Annotated in this window: 17 protein-coding genes; 7 read left to right on the forward strand and 10 right to left on the reverse strand. The window is 61.0% G+C overall.

All coding sequences use genetic code 11. From position 1 onward, the window contains the following. Positions 1–3: 3 nt before the first annotated feature. Positions 4–300 (reverse strand): hypothetical protein, encoded by a 297-nt coding sequence (locus tag HBOR_RS14040; protein ID WP_006055059.1) that lies wholly within the window; start codon positions 298–300, stop codon positions 4–6. Continuing rightward, the gene (locus tag HBOR_RS14045; protein ID WP_144018707.1) at positions 297–2,816 is read right to left on the reverse strand and encodes a hypothetical protein; all 2,520 of its coding nucleotides are present in this window, start codon (positions 2,814–2,816) and stop codon (positions 297–299) included. The genes HBOR_RS14040 and HBOR_RS14045 overlap by 4 nt, the downstream gene beginning before the upstream one ends. 289 nt (positions 2,817–3,105) lie before the next feature. Here HBOR_RS14045 and HBOR_RS14050 point away from each other — a divergent pair, with 289 nt between their 5' ends. After that, entirely contained in the window at positions 3,106–3,411 is a 306-nt protein-coding gene (locus HBOR_RS14050) for a hypothetical protein (RefSeq protein ID WP_006055057.1), read from the forward strand. 71 nt (positions 3,412–3,482) lie between these two features. Here HBOR_RS14050 and HBOR_RS14055 read toward each other — a convergent pair whose 3' ends face one another. The 5 genes from HBOR_RS14055 to HBOR_RS14075 all read right to left on the reverse strand — a co-directional run bounded on the left by HBOR_RS14055 (position 3,483) and on the right by HBOR_RS14075 (position 6,584). Further along, a complete protein-coding gene (locus HBOR_RS14055; protein ID WP_006055056.1) occupies positions 3,483–4,487 on the reverse strand; it encodes a hypothetical protein in 1,005 nt (334 codons plus the stop codon). Between the two features lie 75 nt (positions 4,488–4,562). Beyond that, positions 4,563–5,123 carry a hypothetical protein gene (locus HBOR_RS14060; protein ID WP_006055055.1) on the reverse strand — a complete coding sequence of 187 codons (561 nt, stop codon included), beginning with the start codon at positions 5,121–5,123 and terminating at the stop codon, positions 4,563–4,565. A gap of 2 nt (positions 5,124–5,125) precedes the next feature. After that, on the reverse strand, positions 5,126–5,383 hold the full coding sequence (locus HBOR_RS14065) for a hypothetical protein (protein ID WP_006055054.1): 258 nt from the start codon (positions 5,381–5,383) through the stop codon (positions 5,126–5,128). A gap of 96 nt (positions 5,384–5,479) precedes the next feature. Next, complete coding sequence (locus HBOR_RS14070) at positions 5,480–5,956, reverse strand: hypothetical protein (protein ID WP_013440716.1); 477 nt, start codon at positions 5,954–5,956, stop codon at positions 5,480–5,482. 49 nt (positions 5,957–6,005) lie between these two features. Then, a complete protein-coding gene (locus HBOR_RS14075) occupies positions 6,006–6,584 on the reverse strand; it encodes a hypothetical protein (RefSeq protein WP_013440717.1) in 579 nt (192 codons plus the stop codon). On the opposite strand from HBOR_RS14075, the gene HBOR_RS14080 reads away from it, so the two are divergent. The 6 genes from HBOR_RS14080 to HBOR_RS14100 all read left to right on the forward strand — a co-directional run bounded on the left by HBOR_RS14080 (position 6,573) and on the right by HBOR_RS14100 (position 11,307). After that, complete coding sequence (locus HBOR_RS14080; RefSeq protein WP_241432344.1) at positions 6,573–6,971, forward strand: AbrB/MazE/SpoVT family DNA-binding domain-containing protein; 399 nt, start codon at positions 6,573–6,575, stop codon at positions 6,969–6,971. The genes HBOR_RS14075 and HBOR_RS14080 overlap by 12 nt on opposite strands. Continuing rightward, the gene (locus tag HBOR_RS14085) at positions 6,968–7,591 is read left to right on the forward strand and encodes a hypothetical protein (RefSeq protein WP_006055050.1); all 624 of its coding nucleotides are present in this window, start codon (positions 6,968–6,970) and stop codon (positions 7,589–7,591) included. Before HBOR_RS14080 ends, HBOR_RS14085 begins: the two co-directional genes overlap by 4 nt. A 15-nt stretch (positions 7,592–7,606) precedes the next feature. Continuing rightward, the gene (locus tag HBOR_RS14090) at positions 7,607–8,506 is read left to right on the forward strand and encodes a hypothetical protein (protein WP_006055049.1); all 900 of its coding nucleotides are present in this window, start codon (positions 7,607–7,609) and stop codon (positions 8,504–8,506) included. A 165-nt stretch (positions 8,507–8,671) separates the two neighbouring features. After that, positions 8,672–9,850, forward strand: a complete 1,179-nt coding sequence (locus HBOR_RS14095; protein WP_006055048.1) for an AAA family ATPase — start codon at positions 8,672–8,674, stop codon at positions 9,848–9,850. Next, complete coding sequence (locus HBOR_RS19315) at positions 9,847–10,032, forward strand: hypothetical protein (RefSeq protein ID WP_006055047.1); 186 nt, start codon at positions 9,847–9,849, stop codon at positions 10,030–10,032. Before HBOR_RS14095 ends, HBOR_RS19315 begins: the two co-directional genes overlap by 4 nt. Before the next feature lie 66 nt (positions 10,033–10,098). After that, the gene (locus HBOR_RS14100; RefSeq protein WP_006055046.1) at positions 10,099–11,307 is read left to right on the forward strand and encodes a vWA domain-containing protein; all 1,209 of its coding nucleotides are present in this window, start codon (positions 10,099–10,101) and stop codon (positions 11,305–11,307) included. A gap of 12 nt (positions 11,308–11,319) precedes the next feature. Here the strand turns inward: HBOR_RS14100 and HBOR_RS14105 are convergent, their stop codons facing one another. The 3 genes from HBOR_RS14105 to HBOR_RS14115 are packed head-to-tail and all read right to left on the reverse strand — an operon-like array spanning position 11,320 to position 12,307. Continuing rightward, positions 11,320–11,649 carry a hypothetical protein gene (locus tag HBOR_RS14105; RefSeq protein WP_006055045.1) on the reverse strand — a complete coding sequence of 110 codons (330 nt, stop codon included), beginning with the start codon at positions 11,647–11,649 and terminating at the stop codon, positions 11,320–11,322. Next, a complete protein-coding gene (locus HBOR_RS14110) occupies positions 11,646–11,879 on the reverse strand; it encodes a hypothetical protein (RefSeq protein WP_006055044.1) in 234 nt (77 codons plus the stop codon). Before HBOR_RS14110 ends, HBOR_RS14105 begins: the two co-directional genes overlap by 4 nt. Next, positions 11,876–12,307, reverse strand: coding sequence for a hypothetical protein (locus tag HBOR_RS14115; protein ID WP_241432343.1), 432 nt, complete (start codon positions 12,305–12,307; stop codon positions 11,876–11,878). Before HBOR_RS14115 ends, HBOR_RS14110 begins: the two co-directional genes overlap by 4 nt. Positions 12,308–12,528: the final 221 nt, after the last annotated feature.

The following is a 12,528-nucleotide window of genomic DNA, read 5'->3' on the forward strand; positions in this document are numbered from 1 at the left end:
GAGTTAGAACCTCCGTCCAGTTTCGTTGATGGAGCGCCGAAACGAGATCAGTAAGGCTGCGAGTGCCGCTCCCCACAACGGCCAATACTCCCACAGGAGCCGATACCGTCGAACCGTCTCCTCGCCCCGGCTTGAATCGGCCATGCTGTTGCTCATGTTGAACAGCATGTGCTGCGGGCCGTCGAGGAACGACCACAACATAACGGCGAGGAACAGCACGCCGAACAGGAACAGGCCGAACCACGCGAAACTCGCATGGACGGTGAGGTTCTCGTCGAGTTCACCGAACCAGTGAGTCACCGATGGCCACCTCCGTATCCGGCGTTATCGTCGATGCCCGCAAGCGTCTCCTCGAAGGCAGCGTTGGCAGAATCGAGAGCGTCGTCAACCGCGGTGGAACGCTCAGCGCTCGCAAGCGTAGCGTCGAGCGCCTCTGTGGCGCTCGCGACGGGATTCACCCAGTCCTCTCCGTAGCCGACGAGCGGAGCGAACTGATCGATGCGCTCTTGCTCGTCGTCGTTGCTGTCGTCACGTCGGCGGCGATCGTCATCATCCCATGGACCACGAAGAGGGAGTCCCCCGTCTCCACCTCCACTCCCACCGCTGCTCGACGGAGGATACGACGGGCCACCACCACTGCCATCGCCACCCCCATCGCCGCCCGGCGGAGGATATGACGGACCCGGACCACCGCCACCGTCGTTACTATCACCGCCTGGCGGGGGATATGACGGGTCAGAGCCACCGCTGCCATCACCACCCGACGGTGGATATGACGAGTCAGGACTACCGACACCACCGCTTGGTGGCAAATACCCCGAGCCGGGACCACCACTACCCGATCCACCGTAGGGTGGGACGTCCGGCTCGCCACCGGTCGGAGCGCCACCGTAACCGCTCCCGACATCCGGATCAGGATAGCCGAGCGGGACGACGGGGGTAGGATCTGACGCGTCCGCGCCGTCTTTGTAGGCGTACTGTGAGGCGCGTGCACCGTCAGAATCTGAATCTGTGTCAGGAGACCTATCGGGCCCGTTGTAGGTATTCGTATCCGAGTCGGCAACTCGTGCTGTCGTGTCAGTATCGACATCGACAGCCCGTCCGGAGGGAAGACCCGCCTGACCTCGGGAGTCTGCGAGGAACGCCTGAGCCTCCTGGGGGAGATCAACATCGGGGATTTCCGGCGACGGTGGGTTCGGGTTTCTCAAGGTCGTGGTGCCGAACTCGTCTTCGAGATCGCCCCACGATCCGTAGTTTTCGTCCGGGAGCGACAGATCACCCCACGCGTCTTGCCACGAATCGGCCGCCGCTTTCGTCCCACGAGCCCGCCACCGAGTGATAGGATTGAGCGACTTGCTTTGCTGTTCGGCCATCCGTTCTGCGATCGTGCCGACGTCAACGACGTCTTTCGACCGCCATGTCTTCGGGGCGATCTCGCCCTCGCCGAACAGCCTCATTCCCCCTTCGATCTTCGCGTTTACCTGACTCTCAACGGGTTGGATTTTGACACCGTCGGCGGATCGGGTCGGGCCGTGGAGGTCGCCTGACCAATCTTTTTTCCCACGAGCACGGGAGCGGTCGTTTATATCGACCATGTGATCCCACCCATCCTCGGTCTTGACCTCGATTCCCCCTCGGCGCTGCATGGGACGGTCTTCGTACTTGCTGAGTATGTCGAAAAGTTCCTTCTGAGCCTTATCGGTATCACCAGTGTAGATGTCTATGTCATCGGGCGTACGGGCCTTCCCCGTCTGCATGAGTTGTGAGACACTTCCTCCGAGCTCCGAGTCGGTTGTTTTCAGCCACTCAGTGACTTCGGGAGCTGCCTCGTCGGGAATCTGTTGCGCGTTTCGAATCCCCTTCTCGGCCGTGGTGTCGGTGCCACCACTGACACGATCAACAACGGCATCTGTTCGAGAGCGGTCGCCGAGTCGCTCTGCGATTTCACGTCCTGCCTCGTATCGTTGCAGATCCGTCCCTTCTAGTTGGTTTCGGAGATTTGTGTCCCATATCGATGTCTCGATGGGCGAGGTTGGGGCAACCCCGCTTGAGTCCGGTCTCTTTGGAGGCCCTTGGAGATCGACATCCGGCGTTCCCACAGTCGGGCGGTGGTTGGTGACCCCGATTCGAGGAGTCGGGTTCGATCCTGGTAGCTTGGTTGTAAGGCCGCGGTAGGTCGTGACGTCGCCTCCATCTGGGACCTTCGCCGTCTCTACGCGTACCGGCATCTTTGACCCGATACCGACTTTTGTCGTGAGTCGCCCCACACCGAACCCAGTCAAGAGACCCAAACCAGCACCACCGACGAACTCAACGGGGCTAGATCGCGCTTCATTGACCATTGCTTCTCCCGCTTCCCGTCCGAACGCGGTCACGGTTTCACCAACAGCACCCGGCCCGTACTCTTCGACCGCATCGGGAGCGTTCTGTGCGACCTCGATACCCGTCTCGGCAGTTGTGATGTGCTGCGGAACGTTCAGAAAGTCAACTCCTGCCTTAGCAGCACCTTCGAGCAGTTGTTCCGGGACTCCTTCCTGCGAGTCAGGTACTCCGCCTTCATCGGTTTCGATCGTCTTTTTGTAGTCATTAATGTCTTTAGCAACGCTCCTTACCTGCTGTTCTTGATCCTCAGAAAGGAGTCCTCCACTCTTCGTGAGGTCGTCACTGATATTCGTATTGAATTCAGCGTTGTTGACTGCCTCTCCCGTGTTTTCGGCCGAATTCTCTACACTTTCTTCTACTGCATTTCCAACGTTCGAGGCAGTCTCACCGACCGTATCCACACCACCACTGACAGAGTTTCCTACGTCACTCACGACGTCCGTGGCGGTATCAGTGGCCGAATCAATGCCACTGTCCACGGAGTTGCCAACGTCATTCGTGACGTCAGAGGCAGTATCGGTTACTGTATCAACCCCCTCACCGACAGAATCTCCAACGCCGTTCACGACATCGGAGGCAGTATCGGTTACCGAGTCGATCCCGTCGTCAACAGAGTTTCCCACATCGTTCCCGATGTCTGAGGCGGTATCGGTGACTGAGTCGATACCATCGTCAACAGAGCTGCCTACATCGTTTCCAATGTCTGAGGCGGTGTCGGTAACTGTGTCAACACCGGACTCCACCGCACTCCCAACATCGTCGAAGAATCCGCCACTGTCGCTGGACGATGAACTCGAGGAGGTTGGCGAGTCCAAGGACGAACCAGAGTGGTCTCGCCCCGCCTCTTGCGATGACCCTGACGAGCCGCCGATCCCGACCGAGTCGGTCACGGAGTCAGCAGCGTCCGAGACGGTGTCGGTGATGCCGTCCCAGAACCCGCCACCGCCGCCCGAGTCGTTCGACGAGGACGAAGAGTGGGACGATCCCGAGGACCCCGACGAGCCGCTGCTCGAGGAACTACTCGACTGAGAGCCCGACGAACTACCGGAATCACCCGATTCGGATCCGGAATAGCCGGGGATGTTGTCTAAGAATCCCATCTACGGGAGCACCCCCGACGGTGGCATAATCATACCCGCGCCGCCCATCGGGATCGAGATCCCACCACCACTGCCAGCCGCAGTGAACCCGATGTACGCGACAATCGCACCAAGCATGAACGCGCCCATGAGCAGTCCCGCTTGCCCGAGCGGACCGAGCGACGCGAAGCCCTGTTGACCTTTCTTCGCATTCTCCGCAACGCGGTGGAACTGTTGCGGCTTGACGTTGAACGGCGCGGCGTGGATCGTATCACGGAGGTCCACGACCTTCCGAGTCGGGAGCATCGTCTCCCACTCGTCGATCACCGTCTTGCCGCCGTCCGTGAGCGGATCATCCTCGTCGTCTCCGACGCGGTCGCGGGCGGCATCAACACCGTCACCGAGCCGGTCCCGAGCCGATCCGACGCTCTCACCGAGCTTATCGCGGGCGCGACGACCTTCATCCGCGAGGACCTGCGTGCCGTTCACGAGGCTATCTGCGATCTGGGTTCCGGCCGCAGCGATCAGTTCCGGACCGTCCTCTTGGGCTTTCCACGTCGCATAGTCAATCGTCGAGAGGTCCTCGGCGTAGTGCTGCATCTTGATCCGTGCCTGCCGTCCGACCTCACCGGAGGCCGGTTCGGCAAGCGCGCCGAGGCCGTCGTAGGCGATTGCGAGCGCAGTCCCGCCATACCAACCGCCCGGATCTCCGCCGACGCCGCTCGCGTCGTAGAACTCACGACCGTCGGCTGTCGGGACCCAGTACCCGTTATTCTCGCCGTCGTAGGTCGCCGGCTTGAGCGACCACAGGCCGTCCTCGTCCTTGATCGCCATGAGCGTCTTGCCCATAATCCGTGATCCACGGCCGATCAGTCGCCGCCCGAGCTTGTCTCGGACACTGCCGACCGGGATATTGTGACCGCCCATGATCAGGAATATCGAGAGAACCGAGATCACCCCGACGATCGGCATGACCTTGTCCCACAAAATCTGCAAGAACAGATTGAGCCACGGCATGAGCGCCATCTACGGCTCACCTCCGTTGGATTTCAGCTGTTCGTCCATCGTGAAGTACACGATATTTTCGTTGTTTGACATGGGTTATCCCACCAATTTCGAGAGAAGACCGCCGCTGCTGTCGTCGCGTTCCTCGACGATTCTGCGCTCTGACTGTTGCTCTGCGAGGAGCTTCTGTTGCCACCCGTCCCGGGAACGTGTGTTGCGCTCGTAGGCCGCGTCGCGGGTGTCCCGGGCCTCGTGGATCTCTGTCGGCGAGAACGGCCACGGTTTGCCGTCAAGGCCGGCCACCCTCCGTCGCGGCCCCTGCCATATCGACTCCGAGGGCGGTGCGCTCGCGAGGAGGAGATCCATGTTGATATCGAGCTCGTGCCGGCGATACCACAGCTCCGCCTCGTCGAGTTTGCCGAGGATATGGTCCTGGTTCAGCTCCGACGCCCACAACTTCGCGGCGTCGGGCGGCGCTCCCGACCGCGAGAGGGTCGAGAGGAGATCGCCAGCCGGGTGGTCACCGTAGTTCATGCCACGCGTTGCGGCATCGCGGTCCCACGTCCGGGGTTGCCAGTCATCGTTATTCGCCGTACTCCGTCCGTTTGCGGGGTTCTCTACAGTCTTCGTGTGTCCGTTAGTTCGTGCGTTACCCACGTTTAGTCACCTCGTTGGGGTTTTTCGCGCTGTTCGGGTCCGGTCGGAGCCACCGGGTTATCCTTCCCGAGGACCGCCTCGACCGGATGTTCGGGGAGCTTGTCGAGTCCTTCGAGTATCGTCATGGCGAGCATAAACAGGAGACCGCCGAGCCCGAGCGCGAACATGCCGAGCATTGTCCGCGGATCGCCGCCGGTGAGAGGTTCAACAGCGAACGAACTGATTGAGAACGCGCCGAAGAACACCATGCTCGCCGGCATGGTCGTGAGCGGTGCTCGACGGTCTATGAGTGCTATTTTGGCAGCCCCGAGCGCACCGAAAAGAAGTGCGAGATAAACAGGTACGAGCAACGAAGATCACCTCCGTCCACGTCGCCCGCCGCCACCGAACCCGCCGACGAGCCCCAGAATGAGGGCTGCGACGAGGACGATCACGGCGACCGCGCCGAGGACGAACGCGCTCCCGATCGTGCCGATCGAGTTGCGCGCCATGTCCGGCTTGTGGTCGAAAGCGTAGTCGATCTCCGCGGTCGCACCGTCTGTTGTACTCGTCGTACTATACCATGCTACCGAGTGATTTCCGGGATACCACTCATAGTCGGTTCCCTCAGTGAGGTTCGTACCCGAACTGTTCGTGATCGTCTCGTTTTCATAGTATTTCTCGCCGTACGTCTTGTCAACCGACGTTGCGTTGCCCACGTCTATCGTGATCGACTCGTTCGCGACGCTCGATGTCGCCATAGCCGGCATCGTGCCGAAAATCGAGGACACAACGTAGATCCCGACGATCAGCATGACCGCCACGGTGACCATCTGGTTAAACGAGTCTTCCACGTGTCTCACCTCCGTTCATAAGAGTGGTTTTAGGGTGTGAGATGGGTGTTTAGCGGCGACCCCGTCCGCGACCACCGAAGCCGCCGACGAGCCCGAGGATCACCGAGGCGACGAGGACGATAATCGCGACAGACCCAAGAGTGAACGCGTTACCCGTCGTTGACTTGACGGTGTTTGTTGAGTTCGCGAGTTCGGGGTTCGACGGCGTCGGCATCGTCGAACTGATCTGAGCGAACACGTAGATCCCGACGATCAGCGTGACCGCGGCCGACACCATGCGAGTGAATGTCGCTTCAATCGCCGCGTAGACCTGGGAATCCTCACCGAGGCGCTCGCCGATACCGAGTTCCTCGTCAACCTCATCCCACTGCCGTCCGGCGTAGAGATCGGCCATTTCCTGCTGAATCTCCGCGGCCGTGCGGACGTCCTCGATCCCACCCTTGAGGCGCTCGCGAACGTCGTTCACGCCGTTGATGATTGCCGCCTGTCCGATAGCGACGAGACCCGCACGCTGTTCGGAGCTGAGTCCTTCTGTCTCGATCTCAGCGTCGAGAACGTGGTCGTCGAACTGTTCCGCGTCGTTGCTGCGCCGGTCGTATCCGGCGTGGGGGGTTGCATGAACCTCCATACAGCCGAGAATTATCTCCGCTCGCTTAGATTGGCCAACTTAAGGGCCATTGGCGTGGTTTTGATAAGGTTAAGGACAACCGTTTTTGTAAGACTATCAGTATTGAGTATATGTATGGCAAGCGCCAATCCATCTACCCAAGGCGCGGACGGGACGCGAAAGACGACCCCGCAAGGCGACGTCAACAGTGAGGTACTCGGGGAGAAAGTGCACGATGATATAAAGACGAGGCAGGCCCAACAAAATGGGAACTCTGAGAACTGCATTGAGGTCAATCTCACAAAATTCGGAAAGCAATATCACGGAATCGAGAAAGGACAGCTCCTTGAGGTCGAAGTTCGCGAAGGCGGTATTCTGATCAAACCCTGTGAATTCGCCGAACGATGAGCGACAGTCGCCCCGATAACCGTGACAAGGACGGCCCGACGGGCTCTGATCGACTGATACTCGACGCTTACGAACGAGCCGCTGAACACCGCGAGCGCGCGGAACTTGCTCCGTTCGTTCCCGACAACGTGGTGAATTCGGAGATCGCCTCGGCCGAATACTTCGCGTCGGTGATCGAGTATTACAGTCGGCTTGAGCCGCACCTCCCCGACCGACCGCACTATTGGGAACAGGTCGCGCTCATGCCGAATCCCGTCGGATCCGACCGGAACAAGGTCGTCGATGCGCTCATGGATTTCTACAACGTCGATGCGGAGACAGCGCTCAACTGCCTTGAGTGGATGGAGGAAGATCCGAGCTTCCCAATCGAGGCACGCGACGACGAACAGATTATGCACGGGCTCCGCTCCCTGCAAGCGTGGCGCTCGCGCACGACACCAGACACCCAACAGTACGACGACGTCCTTGAGGGCCGCGTCACCGTTCGCCGCGAACTCCCACAGTATCTCCCGCGTAAGCACACTCTTCGGGTACACACGGTTCTCGACGAGGCGGCGAGCAAGCTCGGGTTCGGTCCCGAGGGTGACATCCCCGAAGAATGGGAGAAAGACCCGATCTAACCGAGGTATCTTTTCATGGCGAAAGCTCAAATCACACATCCCACGGCCGACCGTATCCCCGAACCCGTCCGGAACTCTCCAATCCTCCGCAAGGTGATCTACCGGCGGGTTCACGAATGGAACCAGAACTTCATGGGCGTCGTCGTCGGCGAGACGGGCAAGGGCAAGTCCTACGCCGCTCTCCGTCTCGCCGAGGCTCTCTACCCCGATTTCGACGTCGACAACGTCGCATTCACTCTCGAGGAGTTTTTCGGACTCGTCGAGGAGGACCAACCCGAGGGATCGGTGATCGTCCTCGACGAGGCCGGCGTCGGCGCCTCACATCGCGACTGGTACGACGACGCCCACCAGCACCTCAACTACGTGTTGCAAACGTGGCGCCACCAGAACCGGATCGCGATCCTCACGCTTCCCGAGCTCGACAAGCTCGATCCCGTCGCTCGGTCCCGGCTCCACGGCTATTTCGAGATGATCCGGATCAACCACGACGAGGAGTGGTCGCGGGCTCAGTTCAAGAGGATCAAGACGAACCCGAGGACCGGCGAGAACCACTACCCGTACCCTCGACTCCGGTGGGACGGGACCAAACGGAAATATAAAGGACTCACCTTCGGCCTCCCGTCCGTGGATCTGATCGGTGCTTATGAAGAACGTAAAGAGAAGTTCACAGACTCCCTAAACAAGACGGCAAAGGAGGCCGTTGCCCCTGACGATGATGACGAGGAGGAGTATAGCCCGCGTGAGGCCGTTGACGAGATCGAGTCACGCGACGCCGTTGACGCCTACCTTGAGGACTCGCCCGGTGGACAGTACATCAACCGGAACCTCCTCAAGGTGGACTACGGGCTTACAGAGAACGAGAGTAAGACCGTCAAGAGTCTGCTAAAGCGGAGGTTCGACCTTGACGTCATGTGACGCTCTAAGGGCATATCCGAGGGGGACCCTCCCCCTCCCCCCCTTATGGTCAGTTAGCTGTACGCGTGTTATATCGCGGGCCGGTTCGGCGCCGCAACGATGCTGCCACCATGATACCGGGGTTGCACCCACGGCGAAGCGCGGAGCGCGAGGAGGTCGCTCGACATGAGTTCGCACTTAAAAATAGAAGACGTTCACGACGCGATTGAGAACGGCGCTCGGACGAAGAATGAAATCGCCGAGGTCGTTGGTAAATCGCCCTCGAATACGAACCGCAAACTCAAGGCGTGGGTCGAGAACGAGGACGTCCGCCTGGATCGGCACTGGAACCACGGCGACGGTGGCGGCTACGTCTACACGATTCCCGCCAAGGACGAGATCGACGATGCGGAGGACCTGCCGATCCTCGGCTCTCGCAACTACGACTGGGACCGGTTCGTTCCCGACACCGAGGACGTTCCCGTGTACCGGCAGGCCGAGCGCGAACTCGACGAGATCAAGGCCGTCCTCAAGGCGCGCGGCGCGACCGGGCAACTCCCACGGTTCCAGATCTCCGGTCCGACTGGGTGCGGCAAGACGACCCTCGCCGAGTATCTTGCTGCTGACCGCGGCGCGCCCATGATCACGATTCAATGCAACTACGCGCTCCGCGGCGCGGAACTCCTCGGAACGCCTCAGATCGTCGGTGGTGACGTCATGTGGGTGGACGGTCCGCTCACTCGTGCCCTCCTCGCCTCACGAGAACGCGAGGTCCTTGTCCTGATCGACGAGGTCACACGCGCAACCGCGCGGTCGAAAGGAACGCTGTTTCCGGCGCTCGATCACCGCGCCGAGGTCAAGATCAAGCCCCGCGGCAATGAGTTGATCTCCGGCGTAGCCGAGGACATGATCACAGTCGCCACGATGAACGAAGGGCAGGATTACGAAACGGAGGAGCTTGACGCCGCTGAGGAGCGTCGTCTCGGACTCAAGTGGGAGCTTCCTTACCTCGGGCAGCACTCGCCCGACCTCGAGGCCGAACTCGTTGCGACCAAGACACCGATGCCGAGTACCGACGCCCGCGTTCTCGTCGATGCCGCCAACGTCGTACGCGACGCCGCCGAGGACGAGTCGGAGCCCGCGATCACCCGCGGTGTCCCGACTCCTGCGGTGATCTCTTGGGCACAAACTGCCTACGCGTTCGCTGAGCGTGGGCTCAACGATCCTGTCGGTCGTGCCATGCAGTCCGCGGTCGTCAAGCCCGTCTACGACGAGGTCGCGGGTGACGTCGCCGGTAAGATACACTCAGCGTTGAAGCGAGCCGACCATGAGCCCGACCTCGGCCCCGAAGAGGTGACGGCATGAGCGCGGTCGTCGCGAGGGCGTTCGCTCGATTCGTCTCTTGGCTTTCTCCTCCGGAGGACGTCGCCGACGAGCTCCCCGCGTGGGACGAGTGCTACAACTGTGGAGGGACGATTGAGCCGCCCGAGCGTCCGAGCATGGTCCTCGTCGAGTGTTCAGAGTGCGGCCGTCGAAACATCCGATGAACGAACCGCGACGCCACCGCGCACCGGAGCGGTGCGGTTCGGTGCGCCTCGCACCGTCACGACGCTATGAGTGAGATCGGCGACGTGATCGCGGTGATCCCGCAGCACTACGTTAACGAGGCCGACGTCTCGTTTACCACCGAATCCCTCGACGTCTCTGGTGTCCTCGTCGATGTCCTCGAGCCCGAGGAGAATGACGGCCGCCGCACTCTGGTTGTTGACAACGACGGATCCGAGTACCATCTCGCCGCCCGCGAGCGCATGGCCGCCGACGGACTCACCGAGTGGACACCCGGGCCCGTGCGGACGAGCTCGAGCGTCGAACTCGGTGAACTCCGCTCAATCGACGTCGATCCACCTGACGAGGATGAGGGTGCTGCCGTCATTGATGACGTCGAGGCGCTCGACAGTGAGGATCTCTCTAGCGAAATCGGCGAGATAGGAGGGATCCACCGCGGTGGCAAAGCGACCTCAAGGCTCGCTGATCGGCGGAGCGCCCGGAACCACCGCGTCGATAACTACTCTGGGAGCGCGCCCGCGAGCGACGTTCGCGACGAGCTCCGAGCCGGTGGGACCGCAGCGGCGGTCGTGCGCGAATTCAAACGCCTTGTCGCCGAGGAAATCCGTGTCACTGATCGCGTCGGTGAGCGGCCGGATGTCCGCAACGTGATCCGGTTCCTTGCGGGTGACGACACCGTTTTCGACGATCTGTGGTCCCGCACCGAGACGAACGACACTGGCGACCGCGTCGTCGGAATCGCACTCGACATGAGTGGCAGTATGGGCAACGCCGAGCATGATGCGAAAGCTGCGGTCGGCGCGCTCGCCCTTGCCGCGAGTGCCGTCGATGACGATGTCGTGATCACCGCGTTCCCCCAGGGAAAGCGTAAGAGTGCGCTCGTCACCGGTCCCTACGAGTCGTGGCGGTGGCAGCACCTCGATGCCACGGAACCCGGCGGTGGGACGCCCATGCTTCCGGCACTCCGCGACGTTACCCGACTTATGCGTCCACTCAAGGGTCGTGAGCGCGTGCTGTTTGCGATCACCGATGGCCGGCCGAGTCGCGCCGATAGGGTCGCCGAGCTCGTCGAAGATCTCCGAACCTACGGGACAGCGGTCGTTGGGTTTGGGTTCGGTCGCGTGAACGAGTCCACGCTCGAAGAGCTATTTGGGAGAGACGGCTACCGGCACGTTGACGTTGAGGATCTCCCGCGGGCGCTCGTCGGTGCGTACCTGGATCAACTCGAACTCGACGCGACGCTCGACAGGCAGTGAGGCAGAAAAAGACTACAGGTTGAACAACTCGCGGACACCGCCGCCTCCGCTGTCAATTCCCGTCTCGTTGTGCTTGAGCCATGCGTGGGCTCGTTCCTGTGCTTCGTCTGTAGTGTAGCATGTCGAGACGAGTTCGGCAGCAAGCGGTTCCCCGTGTTCATCAACGTCGCTTGCGAGGACGAGCACGATCTCCCCGGAATCAACGGCGATGACATGGGTACGGTCGCTGTTGCGGTGCTCGCGCTCCCACACCTCGAGGACTTCGCCGCCGATCTCCTCGTAGCCGTGGCGATGACGGCGGTTTCGAGGGCCGGTGGCGCGGTGGTCCCCGCGTTCGCTCATGCGATCTCCGTGCCCTCCGCCTCGTTCTTCTCGGATCCGACGACCTGGCTTAGGTAGATCAGGCCGTTCTGGATCGTGAGTACGGCGAGCCCACCCAACGCGATCAACGCCGGGAGGAACGACACCGGGGAACTCACGATCAGGTGCGCGAGAAGCGCGACCGCGAGGAGTCCAAGCATTAGTGAGAGTGCGATACGTCCCTCGACGACATCGTAGTGCGTTACGGTCATTGTTCTGTGAACAGGATCGGCTTCTCCGACACTCCGTAGGCGACGAGCACCTCGCCGAGTTCGAGGAGTACGACGACGACACACCCCGTGACGACGAGCGGCGTGAACGCGTTGGCCGTCATCGAGGCGACGATCAACGCCAACACTGCCATCAATCCCGCTGCGGCGAGGCCGTTCTTAGCGACCCGCTCGAGATCCTCCGAAGTCGGCTCGTCCGGAAGGATCTGGGCTGCGAATCGGCTCGCGAGGATGTCGGCGACGCGGTCAGTCACTCGAGGTGGGGCAAGGAACTCACGCGGTTCCCGAGCGCCGCTCAGGAGACGGGAAACGACCCACCCGAGTGAGAGACCGAACGTGGCGATCAACACGTAGGCAACGGGACCGGAGGGCGCTGCCACCGCGCCAGCCGTAGTCGGTACGCTCGGCACTATGGGGCACCTCGGTTCGGGAGTAGTCGGAGAGTCATACGGTCGTGTAGTGGCTGCAACTACGCCCTAACCGTCTCCTCGCGGTTTCATAAACCACGGCGGATAACCTTATTCGAATAAGATTTGGTTTAAACAGTTTACTCCCGCTATCTGTTGTGTTGAATCTCAACATCTGCCAAACTCTTATCAATTCACATCGCAGAGAACCGCATATGCCGAAG

The sequence above is a fragment of the Halogeometricum borinquense DSM 11551 genome, assembly GCF_000172995.2.
GTDB classification, from domain to species: domain Archaea; phylum Halobacteriota; class Halobacteria; order Halobacteriales; family Haloferacaceae; genus Halogeometricum; species Halogeometricum borinquense.

Bases quoted from the DNA above. Each gene is read 5' to 3' on its own strand.
- HBOR_RS14100 (WP_006055046.1), top strand. From the start codon at position 10,099: ATGAGTGAGATCGGCGACGTGATCGCGGTGATCCCGCAGCACTACGTT.
- HBOR_RS14110 (WP_006055044.1), bottom strand. From the start codon at position 11,879: ATGACCGTAACGCACTACGATGTCGTCGAGGGACGTATCGCACTCTCA.
- HBOR_RS14075 (WP_013440717.1), bottom strand. From the start codon at position 6,584: ATGGAGGTTCATGCAACCCCCCACGCCGGATACGACCGGCGCAGCAAC.
- HBOR_RS14090 (WP_006055049.1), top strand. From the start codon at position 7,607: ATGGCGAAAGCTCAAATCACACATCCCACGGCCGACCGTATCCCCGAA.
- HBOR_RS14095 (WP_006055048.1), top strand. From the start codon at position 8,672: ATGAGTTCGCACTTAAAAATAGAAGACGTTCACGACGCGATTGAGAAC.
- HBOR_RS14065 (WP_006055054.1), bottom strand. From the start codon at position 5,383: ATGCCGGCGAGCATGGTGTTCTTCGGCGCGTTCTCAATCAGTTCGTTC.
- HBOR_RS19315 (WP_006055047.1), top strand. From the start codon at position 9,847: ATGAGCGCGGTCGTCGCGAGGGCGTTCGCTCGATTCGTCTCTTGGCTT.
- HBOR_RS14055 (WP_006055056.1), bottom strand. From the start codon at position 4,487: ATGGCGCTCATGCCGTGGCTCAATCTGTTCTTGCAGATTTTGTGGGAC.
- HBOR_RS14105 (WP_006055045.1), bottom strand. From the start codon at position 11,649: ATGAGCGAACGCGGGGACCACCGCGCCACCGGCCCTCGAAACCGCCGT.
- HBOR_RS14080 (WP_241432344.1), top strand. From the start codon at position 6,573: ATGAACCTCCATACAGCCGAGAATTATCTCCGCTCGCTTAGATTGGCC.
- HBOR_RS14085 (WP_006055050.1), top strand. From the start codon at position 6,968: ATGAGCGACAGTCGCCCCGATAACCGTGACAAGGACGGCCCGACGGGC.